Origin of the sequence: Helicobacter sp. 16-1353, assembly GCF_003288815.1 — a bacterium.
In the GTDB taxonomy this organism is placed as follows: domain Bacteria; phylum Campylobacterota; class Campylobacteria; order Campylobacterales; family Helicobacteraceae; genus NHYM01.
Window position 1 is genome coordinate 101,164 of sequence record NZ_NHYM01000003.1, and the last position, 19,949, is coordinate 121,112.

General features: G+C 33.4%; 17 protein-coding genes. 15 read left to right on the plus strand and 2 right to left on the minus strand.

Annotated features, from left to right (window positions below; all coding sequences use genetic code 11):
* Window positions 1–139: 139 nt before the first annotated feature.
* Window positions 140–322: a hypothetical protein gene (locus tag CCY99_RS09825; RefSeq protein ID WP_258443155.1), complete on the minus strand. Its 183-nt coding sequence runs from the start codon at window positions 320–322 to the stop codon at window positions 140–142.
* Between CCY99_RS09825 and CCY99_RS02730 the strand changes: the two genes are divergently transcribed.
* From CCY99_RS02730 to CCY99_RS02800, 15 genes are all read left to right on the plus strand, one after another.
* On the plus strand, window positions 285–2,009 hold the full coding sequence (locus CCY99_RS02730; protein ID WP_258443215.1) for a phosphoethanolamine transferase: 1,725 nt from the start codon (window positions 285–287) through the stop codon (window positions 2,007–2,009). The two genes, CCY99_RS09825 and CCY99_RS02730, sit on opposite strands and share 38 nt — an antisense overlap.
* A gap of 369 nt (window positions 2,010–2,378) precedes the next feature.
* On the plus strand, window positions 2,379–2,654 hold the full coding sequence (locus CCY99_RS02735; protein WP_112059884.1) for a 4Fe-4S dicluster domain-containing protein: 276 nt from the start codon (window positions 2,379–2,381) through the stop codon (window positions 2,652–2,654).
* Between the two features lie 154 nt (window positions 2,655–2,808).
* Window positions 2,809–3,222, plus strand: a complete 414-nt coding sequence (gene ndk / locus CCY99_RS02740) for a nucleoside-diphosphate kinase (RefSeq protein ID WP_112059885.1) — start codon at window positions 2,809–2,811, stop codon at window positions 3,220–3,222.
* A gap of 10 nt (window positions 3,223–3,232) precedes the next feature.
* On the plus strand, window positions 3,233–3,589 hold the full coding sequence (locus tag CCY99_RS02745; RefSeq protein ID WP_112059886.1) for a hypothetical protein: 357 nt from the start codon (window positions 3,233–3,235) through the stop codon (window positions 3,587–3,589).
* Window positions 3,590–3,612: 23 nt separating this feature from the next.
* A complete protein-coding gene (rpmF, locus tag CCY99_RS02750; RefSeq protein ID WP_112059887.1) occupies window positions 3,613–3,765 on the plus strand; it encodes a 50S ribosomal protein L32 in 153 nt (50 codons plus the stop codon).
* Between the two features lie 11 nt (window positions 3,766–3,776).
* Complete coding sequence (plsX, locus tag CCY99_RS02755; RefSeq protein ID WP_112059888.1) at window positions 3,777–4,754, plus strand: phosphate acyltransferase PlsX; 978 nt, start codon at window positions 3,777–3,779, stop codon at window positions 4,752–4,754.
* 42 nt (window positions 4,755–4,796) lie between these two features.
* Complete coding sequence (locus CCY99_RS02760; RefSeq protein WP_112059954.1) at window positions 4,797–5,783, plus strand: beta-ketoacyl-ACP synthase III; 987 nt, start codon at window positions 4,797–4,799, stop codon at window positions 5,781–5,783.
* Between the two features lie 3 nt (window positions 5,784–5,786).
* A complete protein-coding gene (locus tag CCY99_RS02765; protein WP_112059889.1) occupies window positions 5,787–6,887 on the plus strand; it encodes a hypothetical protein in 1,101 nt (366 codons plus the stop codon).
* Between the two features lie 103 nt (window positions 6,888–6,990).
* The gene (locus CCY99_RS02770; protein ID WP_112059890.1) at window positions 6,991–8,334 is read left to right on the plus strand and encodes a sodium-dependent transporter; all 1,344 of its coding nucleotides are present in this window, start codon (window positions 6,991–6,993) and stop codon (window positions 8,332–8,334) included.
* A gap of 10 nt (window positions 8,335–8,344) precedes the next feature.
* A complete protein-coding gene (dnaE, locus tag CCY99_RS02775) occupies window positions 8,345–11,947 on the plus strand; it encodes a DNA polymerase III subunit alpha (RefSeq protein WP_112059891.1) in 3,603 nt (1,200 codons plus the stop codon).
* Window positions 11,947–12,813 (plus strand): pseudouridine synthase, encoded by an 867-nt coding sequence (locus tag CCY99_RS02780; protein WP_112059892.1) that lies wholly within the window; start codon window positions 11,947–11,949, stop codon window positions 12,811–12,813. Before dnaE ends, CCY99_RS02780 begins: the two co-directional genes overlap by 1 nt.
* Window positions 12,788–14,536, plus strand: a complete 1,749-nt coding sequence (gene thrC, locus CCY99_RS02785) for a threonine synthase (RefSeq protein WP_220092226.1) — start codon at window positions 12,788–12,790, stop codon at window positions 14,534–14,536. Before CCY99_RS02780 ends, thrC begins: the two co-directional genes overlap by 26 nt.
* Before the next feature lie 30 nt (window positions 14,537–14,566).
* Window positions 14,567–16,558: an AlwI family type II restriction endonuclease gene (locus CCY99_RS02790; RefSeq protein ID WP_112059893.1), complete on the plus strand. Its 1,992-nt coding sequence runs from the start codon at window positions 14,567–14,569 to the stop codon at window positions 16,556–16,558.
* A gap of 27 nt (window positions 16,559–16,585) precedes the next feature.
* On the plus strand, window positions 16,586–17,599 hold the full coding sequence (locus CCY99_RS02795; protein ID WP_112059956.1) for a DNA adenine methylase: 1,014 nt from the start codon (window positions 16,586–16,588) through the stop codon (window positions 17,597–17,599).
* Window positions 17,584–18,576, plus strand: a complete 993-nt coding sequence (locus tag CCY99_RS02800; RefSeq protein WP_112059894.1) for a Dam family site-specific DNA-(adenine-N6)-methyltransferase — start codon at window positions 17,584–17,586, stop codon at window positions 18,574–18,576. Before CCY99_RS02795 ends, CCY99_RS02800 begins: the two co-directional genes overlap by 16 nt.
* 111 nt (window positions 18,577–18,687) lie before the next feature.
* Here CCY99_RS02800 and CCY99_RS02805 read toward each other — a convergent pair whose 3' ends face one another.
* A complete protein-coding gene (locus tag CCY99_RS02805) occupies window positions 18,688–19,896 on the minus strand; it encodes a hypothetical protein (protein ID WP_112059895.1) in 1,209 nt (402 codons plus the stop codon).
* Window positions 19,897–19,949 lie beyond the last annotated feature (53 nt).

Sequence of the window (19,949 nt, forward strand, 5' to 3'; positions counted from 1 at the left end):
AGTGCGAATCTAGATTGTGCTAGAATGCGAGAAGTTAGATTCTAGGGCAGAAACTGTGGGAATCCACCCAACACAACGAACTTTTAGTATAAAGGTGAGTTAGTAAGGGCAGAATTTAAGCTTAGGTGAGAATATGGCGTTAATGTAGCAAGAATCTAGATTCTAAGATTCCAGATTCTAAAACAGCGGATTCTAAAAATTCCATAGATTCCGCAGATTCCAAAGATTTTAAAGCCCAAGATTCCACAAATCCACCCTTACCAAACAATCCACTTCTTAGCAAAATACCGCCTAAAAATCTAGCAATTTTTAGCGATGTCATCTCGCCGGCAACCCACACAGACATCGTGTTAAAGGAGGTTTTGACATTTAGCAATTATGAGAATAAAGCACAGATTCCGTGGTATAAGACGATGAATCTAATCGATATTATGAAGTTAGCGGGATATTACACGAGCTGGATTAGCAATCAAGAGGTAGTTTCAATCTATGGCAATGCCCCAGAAACTATCGCTAGACGCTCAAATCTCACACTTTTCACCACTCTTAGTGGCAGTTTTAGCGAGAAGCCATATGATGAAAAGATATTGCCACTTTTAGATAGGGTGATTAAAGATAGAGAGGCAAAAATGGGGCTAAAAACGCTAGATTCCACTAAGACGCGGACAGAAAATCCGCCTAAGATTCCAAACGAGATTCCAAGCGAGAATCTAAGCAATAATCCAGCCAAAAATTCACTAAACACACAAGCCAAAACCCAAAAGAATTTCTACATTATTCACCTTATGGGGACGCATGGGGCGTTTAAAAATCGCTATCCAAGAGCGTTTGATAAATTCACCAAAGATGATATTAAAAACCCAGATTTAAGCCTTGAGCAAAGGCAGATTAGGGCGGAGTATGCAAATGCGATTTTGTATAATGATTTTATAGTGAGCGAGATTATAAAGCGATTTAAGGATAAAAATAGCCTTGTATTTTATTTTAGCGACCACGGAGAAGAGGTGTATGATTTCCGTGATTTTGCGGGGCATACTGGGAGTATGGTCTCACGCTTTATGGTAGAAATCCCATTTTTAGTTTTTATGAGTGATGAGTTTATCGCCACTTATCCAAATCTGTCCCAAAAGATTCAAAATGCCAAAAACAAGCCATTTATGAGTGATGACTTTATCCACGCCTTGCTTGATGTTAGTGGGATTAAAGTGGGCGAGTTTGAATCGTCTCGCTCATTATTTAGTGATGATTTTAATCAAAAGCGGATTCGAATGGTTTATGATAAAAATTACGATTTTGAGCTACGAAATCAGAGCGATAAATACGCTAAACTAGGTAGCAGAATCTGGCTTCATCGCGTAAATAGCGTGGAGAAATTACACGAATTTAGCAAGAAATATAATAGCTTTGAGATTGATACGCATTTTTTGCATAATGGAGAGCGGTGGTATTTTGATGTCGGGCATGATGGCTTGGGTGGGAAAAATGGCGTGAAGTCTATAAATTTGGATTTGGATTTAATGTTAGAAAATTTAGCTAAGATTGAGTTTATTAGAGAGCCAAATGCGGAGGCTAGAATCTGGCTTGACTTTAAGAATCTAAATGCTAAAAACGCCCAAAACGCCCTAGCTGAGCTAAAAAGGATTTGTGATAAAAACGGCATTTCATATAATGAAATTATCGTGGAGAGTGGGAGCTGGGAAAATCTAGGGATTTTTAAAAATGCTGGGTTTAAGACTAGCTACTATGTGCCATATTATGACCTAAAAAATATGAGCGAAAAGGAAAAAATGGCAGAGAGGGCACGACTTAAAAAAATCACAGAATCTAAAAATGTGGATTTTCTAAGCTTTTATGCGGTGTATTATGACTTTGTAAAAAGCGTGAGTGATATTGATTTACTCACTTGGGACGAGGGCAAAGAGCTATGGAAAGTAGTGGGCGAAAAGTATTTCAAAGATAAGAAAATCAAGGCAGTTTTAGTCGGCGAGAGCGGGAAAAGTCATAGATAGATTTTAGATAGATTTGCAAACTAGCTACGGGGAATTGCGATTTAAAATCATAAATTTGGCGTAGAGTTGATTTTAATAATACGCATAAATGTAGCTTTAATGAGGTTAAAAAATGCCTTAAGGCGATATTTAAGCTAACCCAAATGGCATAAATCTTTTAATTTATCTCGAGCAATTTATAGAGAAACTGCGAGTTATGTGGCATTTTGGGAGCGGCTAAGTGAATTTTAGAGAAAACCAATTAAAGTGGAAGCAATAAAAGATTTTTAAAAAATTCAATATTTTTTTATTTAATTTGTCTTTAGTTTTTACAAAAATTGTTTATACTTATATAGGCAAAAGCCAAAAATATATTATGGGAGAGTTATAATGTCTGTTAAAATTACTGATTCGTGTATTTCGTGTGGTTCTTGTATAGATGAGTGTCCTGTTAATGCGATAGTTGATGATGATGATAATCCAACAGGAGAGGGAATCTACTATGTTTATGCTGATAAATGTGTAGAGTGTGTAGGTCATAATGATGAGCCTGCTTGTGCTACTTCTTGTCCTACTGAGGGTTGCATTGTTTGGAGTGCTAAGGGTTCTGTAAATAGAGATGATATAAGTGATGCTCAAAGAAACGATAGCGTTTCTGTTGTTTAGATTGTATTATTTTAATCACTAGAAGTAGATTCTGGTGATTAATCTTCTTAGATTAACTTAGCAAAATCTTAAAATAGCATTCATTAAAGTGAAGTAAAATTTATTTATGCTAAAATTTTAGCTTTATTTTTAATTTAATGTAGGAGTTTTATTTATGGAGAGAACACTTTCAATAATAAAACCAGACGCCGTCAAAAAGAATGTAATTGGGAAAATTATTGATAGATTTGAAAGCAATGGCTTAAAGATTGTCGCTATAAAAAAGCTACTTTTGGATAGAGCTAGTGCTGGGGAATTTTATGCGATTCATAAAGAGCGACCATTTTTTAAGGATTTGGTGGATTTTATGACGAGCGGAGCGGTTGTAGTGATGGTTTTAGAGGGAGAAAATGCGGTTAAGAAAAATAGAGAGCTAATGGGCGACACAGACCCAAAAAAGGCACAAGCTGGGACTATTCGAGCGGATTTTGCTGAGAGTATTGATGCAAATGCAGTTCATGGAAGTGATAGCTTGGAGAATGCAAAAAATGAGATTTCGTTCTTCTTTGCACAAACAGAAATAAAATAAATATAGAATCTTGAAAATAGAATTTAGGAAGATTGTTGCTTCACCAAAGCAATTTACATTAGATTTAAGTGATAAAAATTATAATGTAAAAGTTGTGGGTAGTTTTTACAAACTTGCAAATGGTTTGGTTAAGATAGATTCTATAATCAGTGGTAATATTAATTTAATTTGTGATTTAAGTGGCGAGGAATTTACTAAGAATCTTAATGAAAATGTAGTGCTATTTGCAAAAGATGGCATTTTTGAAAATCAAATTAATGATGAAAATTTTGATGTGATTGAATTTTTTGATGGATATATGGATTTAAGCTTTATATTTAAAAGTGAGCTAGAATCCATAAATCTTGAATATCACACAAAAGAATAATAAAATTACAAAAAGGAGTAAAAATGGCAGTTGTTCCAAAGAGAAGAGTTAGCAAAACACGAGGTTTGAAGCGAAGAACGCATTATAAAATCAAACTTCAAGTGCCAGTAAAAGATAAAAATGGCAATTGGAAGCTACCACATACGATGAATAAAGAAACAGGAAATTATAAATAATCGAGGCTTCAATGCTTAAAATAGTTATAGATGCTATGGGCGGTGATAATGGTGTAGAACCGATAATAAGAGGTGTGCAATCAGCTCTTAAATGTAGGGCATTTCACGCAATTATCGTTGGAGATGAGGCATTAATATCGCCATATTTAGATTCTAGTGATAAACATATTGAAGTTCAACATTGTGCTGATTATATTAAAATGGAAGATTCCGCTACAAATGCCCTAAAAAAGAAAGATAGCTCCATTTATCAGGCAATTGAGATTGTGCGAAATGGCGAAGCTGATGTGGTGATTTCCGCTGGGCATAGTGGAGCTAGTATGAGTTTAGCTACACTTAGATTCGGGCGGATTGCAGGTGTTAGTCGTCCAGCGATTTGCACTACTATGCCACGAATCGACGGAAAGCCAAGCATTATTTTAGATGCTGGGGCGAATGTGGATTGTAAAGCAGAGCATTTGGTAGAATTTGCACGAATGGGCTATGAATACGCAAAATCCGTGCTTGGATATGAGAATCCTAGAGTAGGGCTTTTAGCAAATGGCGAGGAAGATAATAAGGGCAATGAACTTACAAAGGAAGTTTTCAAAGAGCTAAAAAAATATAGTTTTTTCAAAGGCAATGTCGAGGGAAATGATATTTTTAATGGTTCTGTTGAGGTGATTGTCTGCGATGGCTTTATGGGGAATCTTGTGCTAAAGGCAAGTGAGGGCGTCGCTGAAGCGATAATAAAGATTTTGAAAGAGGAAGTGAAAAAATCGTTTCGCTCGAAAATCGGGGCGTTATTTATGATGAATGCCTTTGGTGCGTTAAAAAAGCGAGTGCATTATGAAGAATATGGCGGAGCCCCGCTTCTTGGGGTTACCAAAAATATCATTATTTGCCACGGGAAAAGTAGCCCGAGAGCGATTGAATGTGCTATTTATCAAGGGATTAATGCGGTGGAATCTAAAGTCGTTGAGAAAATCACTAGCGATTTTTTAATATAATAAAACTTAAAGGAGGCTATTTTGAGTAAAATATACGCATCGATGGTATCTATAGCTTCCTATATTCCTAAAAATTGTATAAACAATAAGGATTTTGAAAAATTTATTGATACTTCTGATGAGTGGATTACAAAGCGAACAGGGATTAAAACAAGGTATTTTGCAGATAGCGAAGAAACCTCTAGTGATATTGGCGTAAAAGCTGCTAAAGTAGCAATACAAAGAGCTGGAATCTCGATTGATGATATTGATATTGTTATTTGTGCGACTCTATCTCCTGATTATCTAGGAATGCCCTCTAATGCTTGTTTGATTTCTTATAGATTAGGTATTGAGAATAAACCTGCATTTGATATTATAAGTGCTTGTAGCGGTTTTATATACCTACTTTCACTTGCAAAATCTTTTATAGAATCTAATATGTATAAAAATGTTTTGATAGTAGGGGCAGAGAAAATCAGCTCTATACTTGATTTTAATGATAGAGGCACTTGTGTTTTATTTGGCGATGGTGCAGGGGCTGCGGTTATTAGTGCTACTAATGATAAATCTAAGCGAATTATTGATGTAAATATCAGTGCAAATGGTAAATATAATGACTTTTTAATGACCCCAATATGTTCTAATGGTGGGCTAGATTCCGTTAAAAATATAAAAAATACTACAGGGAAGCCATTATTGTTAAAAATGAAAGGTAATGAAACCTTTAAATTAGCAGTCAAAACCCTAGCAAATGATGTTAAAGAAATTCTATTAAAAAATAATATTAAAAGCGAGGATATTAGTTATTTTATCCCACATCAAGCAAATCTTAGAATCATAAATGCAGTTGGTGATATAATTAATATAGATTCTAATAAGATTGTATTAACTATCCAAAAATATGGCAACACTTCTGCTGCTAGTATTCCTATGGCTATTGATGATATTTATAGTAGTGGTAAGCTAAAAAATGGAGATTTACTTTTATTGGACGCATTTGGTGGAGGGCTTACTTGGGGGTCGAGTTTATTATACTTTAATGGATAATAATTGAGAATATTTATTTTATTTTTTATTTTTTTAACTATAGTTCAATCATCAAGTTTGTCTAATATTCCCTTAGCACAGGATTCTACTCGAGTTGCTATTGATACTGATTTACAAAATCAAGTTTTTAATCAAAATAAAGATTCCACGCAAGATTCCAATAAACAAGATTCTAAAAAATTAGAAAATGAGATTTGGAGAAAGATTTTTCCAAATAAATATATTGAGGATACTTTTACTGGCTTTATCGATACTATAGAAGATACCTTACTTATGATAAATATAAGGCGAATTGCTATTGATTTTTCAAATACGAGTATAAATGTAAGTGATGTATATCGTGAATTAGAGATAAATCAATTTAGCGGAGATAATACTACCGTTGCAAGTGCTGTTGCTGATTTGGCTTTGGAGTATAATTTTGAGAATTCTAGATTATCGAATACGCTTTATGCGGAGTATGGCTTGATTATATTAAGCCCAAAATATGAGCAAACCACGAAAACAGAAACAGCAGATAATTTTATACTTAATACGGGATATACGCGTAAATCATTTATGTTTGAAAAAGGATTTTTTGGACCTTTTATAGATGGTGAGTATCAAACTGAATTTACAAAAAAAGAAGATGGCTCACGCAACCAATATTTAAGATATAAAGCTGGAGCAAGATTTTTAGATGGTAAATATATTGATGAGCTATATTTAGCAGGTGTTGGTGAGATAGACTTTTCTTATAAGCCAAGTAGCATTAAAGGAGCAGTTGAACTTGGACTAAGAGCAAAAACTCCAATTAATGATGATATAAAACTTGTTTATCAAGGATTCACAAGGCAATATGTAGGTTATTCTAGATTTAGAGAGAGCGACCTTATTTATAATGTTAATTTGAATATGCGACTTGATGTAAGTATCTATAAAGGTTTTGCTTTTTCTCCATTTATTTCTGCTAGATTTGCAAAGATTAGGGGTGCAAGTAGTGGCGGGAATAATATAATGACTGGCATTTCACTTATGTATTCAAGTAGTATTAATGCCATTTCCAGCATTCAAAGCACACAGAATGAAAAACTAAAACAATATTATAAATCAATCAATGACTAATATTTATTGCAATAATATATAAATAAATAAGCAATTTAATTATTCATAAATAAAAATTTATATATTATTCAAAATTATCAAACTTAAATACAAAGCGAGTGTTATGAATAATTTTACAAAATTAGGTTTTATATTGGCTACTTTGGGTAGCTCTATTGGACTTGGGCATATTTGGAGATTCCCATATATGACAGGAGAATCTGGCGGAAGTGCGTTTGTTTTGGTTTATATAATACTAACTATTTGCATAGGAATCCCAATCCTAGTAGCAAAAATGATTATAGGGAATAAAACGCAAAAAAATGTTGTTGGTGCATTTGATGAGTTAGACCCAAGCGAGAAAAAATATTGGAAAAAAGCAAGTATAATGATTGTAGGTGGTCCACTAATCCTTACATTTTATGCTGTTGTTTTGGGCTGGGCGTTTTATTATTTAGCGATAGTTACTTTTGGGCTTCCTAGTGATATAGAATCCTCAAAAAATATCTTTAATACATTAGTGAGTGATAGTATTCTTGCTTCTATTGTTTCATTTGCTGTGTGTATGTTTCTAACTGCATATATCGTATCAAAAGGCGTTAAAAATGGGCTTGAAAAATATAATTTTATCTTAATGCCGTTATTATTTATTATTTTTATTGGATTGCTTTTCTACTCCTTAACTATGCCATCATTTGGGGAAGCAATAAGATTTTTATTTGTATTTGATATAAGTAAGATTAATCCAAGTGTTGTTATTATGGCATTAAGTCAAATGTTTTTCTCGCTCTCTATTGGTGTTGGCACGATAATAACATATAGCTCATCGGCTAAAAAAGGTGATAATCTTCTTTCATCAGCAGCTTGGGTTGCACTCTCTGGAATAGTGGTTTCTCTAATCGCAGGGATTATCATTTTTACATTTTTATTTAATTACGGACAAGAGGCAAGTGCGGGACCCGGAATGCTATTTGTCTCATTGCCTTTAGCGTTTGAACAAATGGCTTATGGAGAGATTATATCATTCTTATTTTTTGTAGCCGTTCTTTTTGCTGGTATAACTTCTACTATATCTATTTTAGAGCCACCTGTGGCATATATATCCGATACTTATAATATAAGTAGGACAAAAGCTTCATATTATATTTGTATTGCTATATTTATCGTTGGAATCTTTGTTATTCTATCATTGACTAAGGATTTTGGCTCATATCTAACATTCTTTAAGAAATCATTATTTGATTGGGTGGATTTCATAACTGCTGCTATTATTATGCCACTTGGGGGATTATCCGCATTATTATTCTTAACTTTTATCGTTGGGAAAAAGAGGGTTTATAAATTTGCTAGAGGATTTATGAAAAGAGAAGTATTTAATATATGGTATGCCATAGTTAAGTATGTAGCACCGCTTGTTATTGTAATCGTTTTAGTTAGTAAGTTTATAGAAACATTTTTTACTAAATAAGGGTGTATAAATGAGTAATTTCACACATTTGCATCTTCATAGTGAATATTCTCTTCTTGATGGTGCAAATCAAATTAAAAAACTTGCCAAAAGATTAAAAGAGCTAAATATGACTTCAGTGGCATTGACCGACCACGGAAGTATGTTTGGGGCATTAGATTTTTATATAAATATGCTAAAAGAGGGGATTAAGCCTATTATTGGGATTGAAACATATATACATAATGATGAATTATTAGAATCTAAAAATCCACTTAGATTCCATTTGTGTTTATATGCAAAGGATTTAGAGGGTTATCAAAATCTTATGTATCTTAGCTCACAAGCATATTTGAATGGATTCTACAAGAATCCGCGTATTAATAAAAAGATTCTAAAAGAGTATTCCAAAGGGCTTATTTGCTCGTCTGCTTGTTTGCAAGGTGAGGTAAATTACCACTTAAATACAATGAGTAGTAGAAATATTGCAAAAGGATTCGAACACGCAAAAAGCGTTGCTTTGGAGTATAGGGATATTTTCGGCGATGATTTTTATTTGGAGATTATGCGGCATGGGATTGCTGAGCAGAGATTTATCGATGAGCAGATTATTAATCTATCATTAGCAAGTGGGATAAAGCTAATCGCTACAAACGATACACATTATACGACTAAGAAAGATTCATTTTCTCAAGAAGTATTGATGTGTATTTCTATGGGTAAAATACTAAAAGACGAAAAGCGACTAAAACATTCTGTTAACGAGTTTTATATAAAATCTACTGAGGAGATGCAAAAACTTTTTGCCGATATTCCGGAAGTTTTGGAAAACACCCAAGAAATAGTTAATAAATGTGATTTAAAACTAGATTTAAAAAGCACAGAGATAAAGGATTCAAATGGCAATCTATTGATTGCTAATACCCCACCAGCTCCTCCAACATTCAAATTTACAAAAGAATATGCAAAAGCAGAGGGATTGGATTATGCTGATGATGATGCGTATTTTGCGTATAAATGCGAAGAGGGTTTGAAAGATAGACTTAAATATGTAAGTGAAGAAAATCACCAAATATATAAAGATAGACTTAAATATGAAGTGGAAGTTATCAAAGGAATGAAATTTTCCGGATATATGCTTATAGTTTGGGATTTTGTGAGAGAGGCAAAAAAGCAAAATATACCAGTTGGACCCGGGAGGGGAAGTGCGGCTGGGAGTTTGGTGGCGTTTTGCCTAAAAATCACAGATATTGACCCTATAAAACATATTTTACTTTTTGAGCGATTTTTAAATCCAGAGCGTGTTTCAATGCCAGATATTGATATGGACTTTTGCCAAGATAGGCGGGGTGATATAATTAATTATGTAATCCAAAAATACGGACAATACAATGTCGCCCAAGTTGTTACATTTAACTCAATGTCTGCAAAGTCGGTAATAAGAGATGTTGCTAGGGTTTTTGGTATAGAATATAAAAAGGCTGATGAATTTGCAAAACTCATACCAAATAAGTTAAAGATTCAGTTAAAAACTGGAGAATTACACGATAGAGATAAGATGGGTGCTTTTGAGCTAGAACCAAAAATTTCTACAACAATCAATAGTGATATTGAGCTTAAAAATGTTTGGGAGACAGCACTTGTATTAGAAAATCAAAAACGCAATCTTGGGACTCACGCTGCGGCAATTGTAATAGATAGTGAGCAAGAATTATGGAATAAGATTCCACTTTGTAAAATTGGGGATAAAATCGCCACTCAATATTCTATGGATTATCTAGAAAAAGTTAATCTAATAAAATTTGATTTCTTAGGGTTAAAAACACTAACTGTTATACAAAAAACATTTGATTTAATTAATGATAAATTGGATTTTAATAATATTGACCTAAATGACCAAGAAGTTTATAAGACTATTCAAAATGGCGATACCATTGGAATGTTTCAAATAGAATCTAGTGGAATGAGGTCATTAAATAAAAAGCTAAAAACAAATTGCTTTGATGATTTGGTCGCTGTTTTGGCACTTTTTCGTCCGGGTCCTATGGATTCAGGGATGCTTGATGATTTTATCGATAGAAAACATGGTGTTAAAAAAATAACATATATTTTTCCTGAGCTAGAATCCATTCTAAAAAGCACTTATGGCGTTATTGTTTATCAAGAGCAGGTTATGCAAATAGTTCAAACAATAGGCGGATTCTCACTTGGTGAGGCAGATTTAATTCGTCGTGCAATGGGTAAAAAAGATACAAAAATTATGGCAGAGAATAAAGCTAAATTTTTAAGCGGTGCGTCAAAAATGGGCTTTGATGTGAGAAAAAGCGATGAGCTATGGGAACTAATAGTAAAATTCGCTGGATATGGATTTAACAAATCACATTCGGCAGCTTATGCAATGATAAGCTTCCAAACAGCGTTTTTAAAGACTTATTATAAACACGAATTTATGGCTGCTTTGCTAACTAGTGAAAAAAATAATGTTGATAAAATCAATCAATACATACAAGAATGTCGCAATATGGGTATTAAAGTCCTTCCGCCACATATTAATAGCTCACAAGAGGATTTCAGTGTTACGACTATTGATGGAGAGAAAAGCATTATTTTTGGGTTTAGTGCGATTAAGGGAATAGGGGAGAATCCCATACAGATGATTTTACAAGCTAGAGATGGCAAATCTTTTAATAATCTAAATGAATTTTTAAGTAAGATGGATTCTAAAGTGATAAATAAAAAAGTGCTTGAATCCTTAGCTAAATCAGGTGCATTAAATGGTCTGGGTTTTAGCATAAAAAGTATTATTAATAATATTGATTTATTAGCGGATATTATTAGGAATAATTCTAAGAATCTAGAAATGGTAAGTTCGCAAAACTCCCTTTTTGGTGCAGATGATTTGTCTAATTCGGTTAGTTTAAATATCCAAGATGAGGAGGAATATACCAAAAATCAATTATTAGATTTTGAGTATGAAATGCTTGGAATTTTTATGAGTGGGAATCCTTTAGATGATTTTAGTAAAGATATAGATAAAATCAAAGGCGTTGTATTTAGCAATAATATTCAACATCTTAAGGATAACTCAAAAGCACTTATCGTTGGAATTATCAAAGATATTAAAAAAAGAATTAGCAAAAAGGGGAATCCTTTTGCCGAAATCTTGATGGTAGATAAGGTTGGAAATATTTGGCTACAGGTTTTTGAAAAGCATTTAGCTGAGATTGAGTTGGCATCTAAAGATTCTCCTATTTGTTTAAAATGTCGTGCTAACTCAAGAGATGGGACTATGTCTTTGCAACTTGAACAAGTTATATTATCGTTAGAAAAAGCAAGCAAAGAGAGAGTAACTCCAGAATTTAATGATGAAAATGAAGATTCTCAGGATTTATCAAACTCCACATATAAAGAGGATTCTATCCAAGAAGAGATTATCGACTATTTTCTACATCTCCCTTGTAATATAAGCTATGAGATTCTAAAAGAGATTCAGAATCTAGCAATTGAAAATAGTGGGATAGAGCGACTTGTATTTAGGATTAAAACTAATGATTTAAGTTATGATTTGTATTCATCATATAGGATTAATAATCATTTCAAAGAAAAAATAAAATCAACAATAAAGATTGCTTAATGCGTATTAATCAATGGATAGCCCACAATACGCACTATTCAAGGCGTGAGGCGGATAATCTAATCAAAGAGGGCAAGGTAAAGATTAATCATAAAATAGCAGAGTTGAGTGATAAGATTCCGGATTCTAGGGATTTTGGCAAGATTAAAAAAAGCGTGAAAAATGCGACAGATTCTAAAGATTCTAAGGATTCTAGAATCTTGCGAATCTTTATCAATGGCAAGGAAATCAAGCCCAAAGATTCCACCAAATACAGCGTAGTTGCCTACCACAAGCCAAAAGGCGAGATTGTAAGCAAAGTCGATGATAGAGGGCGAAAGACGATTTATGAGAGTCTTGGGAAGTTTAGCCACTTTTTGCCAGTGGGGCGATTGGACTTTGCTTCAAGCGGATTATTGCTTTTAAGCGACAGCCCAAAGGTCATCAAAGCCCTAATGGAGAGCAAATTGGAACGAATCTACAATCTAAAAGTGAGCGGCAAAATCACACAAAAAATAATAGATTCCGCTTTTTTGGGAATGAGCGTGGAGGACGCAAGGGCTGGAGGGCATAAAAATAGCAAGATAATTTCTATGGACTTCGCCCCATTTGGGCTATTTGAGGTAATCTCTGAAAATGAAAAATACACGAAAATCAAAGTCGGCATAAGTGAGGGGAAAAACCGCGAGTTAAGGCGATTTTTCGCATATTTTGGACTGGAAGTCTTGGAGCTAAAGCGCGTAAGCTATGGCTTTATCTCGCTAAATGCCTTGCCAGTGGGGAAAAGCCGATTTTTAAACAAGAGCGAATATAACAAATTGCACGATTTTTTGGGCGATAATCTAAAAACAAAGGTAAAAAATGCTAGTAGAAACAAGAGGAAATGACGGCAAAAAGCCACTAAAAGTGAGCCTAGCTGAGGCGATTTTAAACCCAAGTGCGAGTTTTAATGGGCTTTATAGCTTGGAATCTTTCCCGCAAATTGAGCTAGAAAAAATTGCGGATTTAGAATATTTTGAGTTGGTGGAATATGTGTTTAATATCTTAGGATTTAGCGAGTTTGGGGCGGAATCTGGCGTGGATTCCAAGAATCTAGATTCGGCGGAATCTGGCGTAAAATCTAAAGATTTCGTCGCAGATTCTGCAGATTCCAAGAATCCAGATTCTGCGAATCTAGATTCCACAGATTCCGCCCATTCCAATAATTTCGCCACGAATCTACTAAGAGACGCCCTAGAATCTTATAGGTCTTTTGATAACCCAAACTTGCCCCTAAGCTACACGAAGCTAGAGCCAAATCTATACTTGCAAAATCTTTTTACGGGTCCAACACGGGCGTTTAAAGATATGGCAATGCAGCCTTTCGGGGCGATTTTATGTGCGTTGGCGAAGCAAAAAAGCCAAAAATATTTGATTTTGACTGCCACGAGTGGCGACACGGGACCAGCCACGCTTGAGGCGATAAAGGATAAGGAAAATATTTTTTGCGTTTGCATGTATCCAAATGGCGGCACGAGCGATGTGCAGCGGCTTCAAATGACAAGCGTAAATGCCAAAAACACCAAGGTCATCGCCCTAAATGGCGACTTTGATATGGCGCAGAGTGCGTTAAAAGATTTGCTTAGCGACGCGGAGTTTAGGGGCTTTTTAGATTCGCATAATTTCGCCTTGTCTGCGACAAATTCTGTGAATTTTGGGCGGATTATTTTTCAAATCATCTATCACATTCACTCCTATATTTACTTGCTTAAAAATGGGGCGATTAAGGCTGGGGAAGCCATTAATATCATCGTGCCAAGTGGGAATTTTGGTAATGCGTTGGGGGCGTTTTTTGCTAAAAAAATGGGCGTGAAAATCAATAAAATTATCATCGCCACGAACGCAAACTGCGTCCTTTATGAGCTAATAAAAAGTGGCAAATACGATATTTCCAATAAAAAACTCATAAAAACGCTCTCCCCAGCGATGGATATCCTAAAAAGCTCAAATGTCGAGCGAGTGCTTTTTAGCCTATTTGGGGCGGTGCGGACAAAAGAGCTAATGGAATCTTTGGATAAAAATAAGAGCTACGCCCTAAGCGAGGGAGAACTGGCGAAATTAAGAGAGGATTTCGAGGCGGTTTTTAGCGACGATGAGAGCGTTTTGGAGGTTATTAGAGATTCCGCTAACAAGGGCATTATCATCGACCCGCACACCGCAACGGGTGTTTTGGGGTATAAAAAGCTAGATTCTAAATTTAGAGATTTTAGCACCATCATCTGCTCCACAGCGGAGTGGACAAAATTCGCCCCAACGATTTTAAAAGCACTAAATAATGAGAATCTGGCAATAGAGAATCTGGACTGCGAAAATCTAGCAACAGAAAACAAGGCGAATCTAAAAAGCGAGAATCTGGCAATAGAGAATCCAAAAACGGGGAATCCAAAAAGTGCAGAAAATACGGCAGATTCTAGCGACCAAGAAGCCTTAGACATTATTTCTAAAAGATTCTCCACCCCAATCCACGCAAATATCAAGAATCTTTTCGCTAAAAAAGAGCTAAACAAAACCATTTTGGATAAAGAAAATCTAAAAGCCACCATCACCAATTGGCTTAAGGAAAATGCATAGATTTTTAAGATTCTAAAAAGGCTCAACTCAATGATTATTAAAAAGCCAAATTCACCTATAAATTTCGGCGATACTAGTTTTAGGCGTAAAAATCTTATAGATGATTATAGAATCTTGCTTAGTTGTTTGGCGAATTTAAGCGAAAAATGGGACATTAACAACGCTTCGCAAAACACTTTTTATCAATATGTGCTAAAAAGTGGGCTAATACAAAATACCGACTGCGACACTTACGAGCAGAAAAAACGAGCTAGAACCTACACAAACGCCATTGTTAAAATAGGCTTGGCTGATGAAAATCGTAAAGTTAGTCCTATTGGCAAAGCTTTTTTAAACAATAATATCACACAAGACAAATTAGAGCGACTTTTAAATCTAAACAACGATAATATATTATTTCTCCGCCAATTGCTAAAACTAAAAATAGCAGAATCCAAATCTTGCATTTTTATATTTCGCATTGCCCTAGCGTTTTTGATGAAATATGACAATGTGGAGCAAGAGCATTTTTGCAAGATTTTATTATCCATTCAACCAAATCTGTCGCAATTAGATATTATAAATTCGTTGGATAATTACGAGCAAGTAAAAAATGGCAAATTAAATTTTAATGATTATATTAATAATTTGTTGCTAGATGATGAAAATCTATCGTTTGATAATGGCATTATGGATAATGAAATTTTCAACAACATTTTTAAAAATAAAAAATCATCTAAGATGACGGATGCATATTGGCTATTTTATAATAGTTGTGTAGATTTTTTTAGAATCCAAACAAAGGAAAAATTACAAAAACTGCAAGAAATTTCCAAGAATCCAGCCATAAAAAAGGCATTTGGATTTGGCAAAACACTTTTTAATTTTCCTAAAAATAATTCAATTAAAGATTTTTTAACTCACGCCGAAAACCATATTTTTACTTCTAGTAATTTAACTGAGTTTAATGCTAGATTCTACGCTTTATATAAAAGCTCAAAATATGATGATTTAATAAAAGAATATAGCGATATGTTAGTTCGCACATTTAGGCTTTGTGGGCTTATTAGCTTTGATAACGCCCTAGTCAATCTCTCTCAAAAAGAGCTAATTAGTGAGATATTTTTGGATTTAAAACTAGCAACAAATGATTTAAACGACACGGAATTTTTACAAGATATTAGCACTTTAGCGATATTGGGGCTAGAAAATAGCACAACAATAGAGCAGAATCTACGAAAAAAATACCATATAGAAAACGACATAAAAGACTTTTTCAAAGACAGATTAAATAAAGAATTTGAAAGAAAGATTTTAGCTCGTTACACAAATGAAAAACTATGCGACATTTTAGAGAAATTTGGCAAAGAAAATGAATATAAAAACATACAAGAATTAGTAACTGACAATGCGAGTGTGCCGACTATTTTTGAGTATATTTTAGCTATTGCGTGGCATAGGATTAGCAAGGAATCTTTTGAGCTACGAGATAGTATGAATCTAAGCCTTGATGCAGACAGATTGCCACTATCACACGCACCGGGCGGAAGTGGAGATATAGTAGCAAAATACAAAGATTTTGATATTATGCTAGAAGCTACGCTTATGGATAAAAACGCCCAAAAACGAGGCGAATTAGAGCCAGTTATAAGACATAGTGCGAATCTAACCATTGAAAACAACAAAATGAATAAAGATACTTTTATCTTTTTTGTTGCTGATGAGCTAGATATAAATGTCATCAATATATTTAGAGCAACAGCACATATAGAGCTTGAAAGTTCACAAAATAGGGACAATTTCACAAATGGCGTAAAAATATTTTCGCTTGATATTAAAAAGATTATCTATTTATTAAAGCACAATGTAACGCATATTGATTTACTAAAAACGGCTTTTAAAGACTATCAATACAAAAAGCCCAATCCAATAAATAATGGCTGGTTTGATGAAATTTGGGCGAAATTAGATTCTATTGAATATACAAATTCTGCCAAAATTATATATTCCACAGATTCCACTCATTCGCTGACTTTGCGATGAAACCAAGATTCTTAAGCGGAGTTAAATGTGGATACTTTCAATATCGCTAATCGTAGGTATTTAGGCAGCAAACAGCAATTGCTAGATTTCATAGAAAATATAGTAAAGTCGCATACCAAAAACTGCCATAGTTTTGCTGATATATTCGCTGGAAGTGGCGTTGTGGCAAATAGATTTAACAAAAATTATAATCTCATACTAAATGACAATCTAACTTGCAATTACCATATTTATACTTGTTTTTTCTCTAATGTGGCGTATGATAAAGACAAGATTCTTACCTTGCTTGAATCTTATAATAACGCCAAGAATCTAGCACCAAATTATTATAGTAAAAATTTCACAAATACCTATCTAAGCGAAGAAAATCTAAAAATTGTGGGATTTATTAGGGATAACATTGAGCTTAATTTAGAGCAAAATATAATCAATAAAAGGGAGCATTCCATACTTATAACTTCCCTACTTTACGCCATTGATAGGATAGCAAACACGGTTGGGCATTATGACTCATATCGCAAAAATGGCGATTTGGAGAAAAAGCTAAATCTTAGGATTCCGCTAATTGATAATAGCTTAAACGCCAATAATCAAATATATTGCCGTGATGCAAACGATATAGCAAAAAAAAAAAAAGCAGATTTTTTCTCCCTTGCCCCGCCATATAATTCAAGGCAGTATTGCGATGCCTATCATTTCTTAGAAAATGTCGCCAAAAATACCAAGCCCCAAGTCGTAGGTGTGGCAAAAAAGATGGATAGAAGTGGGCTAAAAAGCAATTATTGTTTAAGTGATGCGAGTGTGTATCTAAGCGAACTTGTGGCAAATATCAATGCTAAATATATACTGCTTTCTTACAATAACACGCACAATAAGGCAAATGCAAGGTCTAATGCCAAAATTAGCGATAATGAGATTTTAGAGATTTTAGGCAAAAAAGGCAAAGTTAGGATTTTTGAAAAGGATTTCGCCCCATTTAATGCTGGGAAATCAAATATCACAAACCACAAAGAGAGAATCTTTTTATGCGAAGTAAGGTAAATTCGCTCGAAAATAGTGGCGATAAGATTCTAAAGATTCCAAGCAACACGCAGTTTCCCAAGATTCCAAGCAAAAAGATTCCCATTTACAGCAAGATTCCCGCTCAATCGCCACTAAATTACACTGGCGGTAAATTTAGGCTTTTAAGCCAAATCTACAATAAATTTCCAAAAGATATAGATAATTTTTATGATATATTTTGTGGTGGATTCAATGTGGGTGCGAATGTGGAAGCAAAAAATATAATTGGCATTGATAAAAATCCAAAGCTAATTACGGTTTTAGAACTCATCAAAACCACGCACAACCTAGAATCTAAAATCGATAAAATAATTCTTAAATACAATCTTAGCGATTCTTATAATTTTGGCTACACGCATTATAATTGTAATTCATCTAGTGGCTTAGGAAGCTATAATAAAGAGAGATTTAATCGCCTTAAAACTGCCTACAATGTGAGCAAAAATCCACTTTTGCTGTTGGTGCTAATTATTTTTAGCTTTAATAATCAAATACGATTTAATAGCTTTGATGAGTTTAATCTGCCCGTTGGGAAGCGCGACTTTAACGCCAATTTACGCAAAAAACTACGGGGATTTGTGGCAAATATCCAAAATGCTAAATTTATTTGCAAGGATTTTAGGGAGATTGATTTAGCCAAAATTCCAAAAGATTCCTTTTTCTACCTTGACCCACCCTATATTTTAGGCACGGCGACTTATAATGAAAATGGTGGCTGGGGCGAAAATGATGAGAGCGATTTATTTGCTTTTTTAAATAAAGCGGATAGTTTTGGCATTAGATTCGCCCTATCAAATGTCTTAGAACACAAGGGGAAATATAATGAGAATCTGCACAATTGGTGCTTGGAATCCAGTTTTAAGATTCATCATCTAACTTATAATTACGCCAATTCAAGCTATCAGCACAAATATAAAAAGTGCGAGAGCAAGGAAGTTTTAGTGAATAATTATTAAATTAGAATCTAGAATGATAAATGATAGCAAAGGGAGATTCTAATATAACATTAATAAGCATAAGCGATATTAGAATCCATCTAAAGCATATAAAAATATAAGAGATTTTATTTAGTTATTAATATTATCAAAAATATCACATAACATATACTGACTACTGCCAACTAGATTTTTGGTTTCTATATGCTTATTATTTGATAGAGAGTAGGTTAGTTTTATACTATGTTTTATCTTACCATTTTTAATAATATCTGTATTTAGATTTTTTATCGTTCCAAAATAAGTATCTTTTTTTGATACCATTGATATTTCTTCATTTATCGGTATTTTTAGATTAATATTTTCTATTTTTGTTTCAAAAGGCTTATTATTATCTAGTAAAAAAATGCTACATAAGCCATATAGTGAAATACTACTATCAGTTTGATTATATACTGCGATATTGTTTCTTTTTACTACTACTTTTAAATCATTATTTGAGTATAGAATAGTATCTGGTTGGATATTTAGGGCATTAATATTGTTGATGCAAACTTTTGCTTTAGCAAATATCTTTTTTGTTACAGAATATTGCAAGAAAAACGAGTTTATGCAGTATTCAAACTCAAATTCCTTTCCATTTATTTCTACTTGGAGGGATTCTATTAATTTAGGATTTGCTATATTTGATTTATTATAGTAGTTTTTTAGCATACTTGCTTCTAAGGCACTTTTTTGTTCCATAAAATATGATATTTCATGTATTCCATCGGGGAAAATAAGACCAAAAATATTTAATGGAGTATCTAGTATATTTGTCTTAGCAATATTATAAAGTTTATCTTTAATCGCATTATTAAATAAGCTATTTAGTGTTTCATTTACATTAGTAATATTAGAATTATCAACTACATCAATAAAAAAATCAATATTTTTTAGTTTTGATATATAAACTGTTTTGTATTCAAGTATCTTATCACTTAAAAAACAAATATCCTTATATATTTTTTTTGCGATTAAATGTAATTTATTTGATAAGATAACCTCAATAAACTCAAAAGTCTTAAACTCAAAATCTTTACCAAAAAACATAGAATTTTCTTTTAATGGATAAAATACAAATTCATTATTTGTAATGCCAACTTTTATTATTTCATCGGCTTCTTTATTATCAAGATGACTTATAAAAGCTATTTCATTCTTATTAAGATAGATAAAAAATATCGGCTCTTCAACCTCATTTATGCTAAATTCTGGAATCTTAGAAGGCAATATGGTATTTATTAGAATATTCACTTTATTTTTTACTTTTTTATTAATTACTTTAAATATATCTTCCATATCTTAACCTCTAGTAAAGATTTATTTAGAATTTGGTAAAATTTTACAATAAT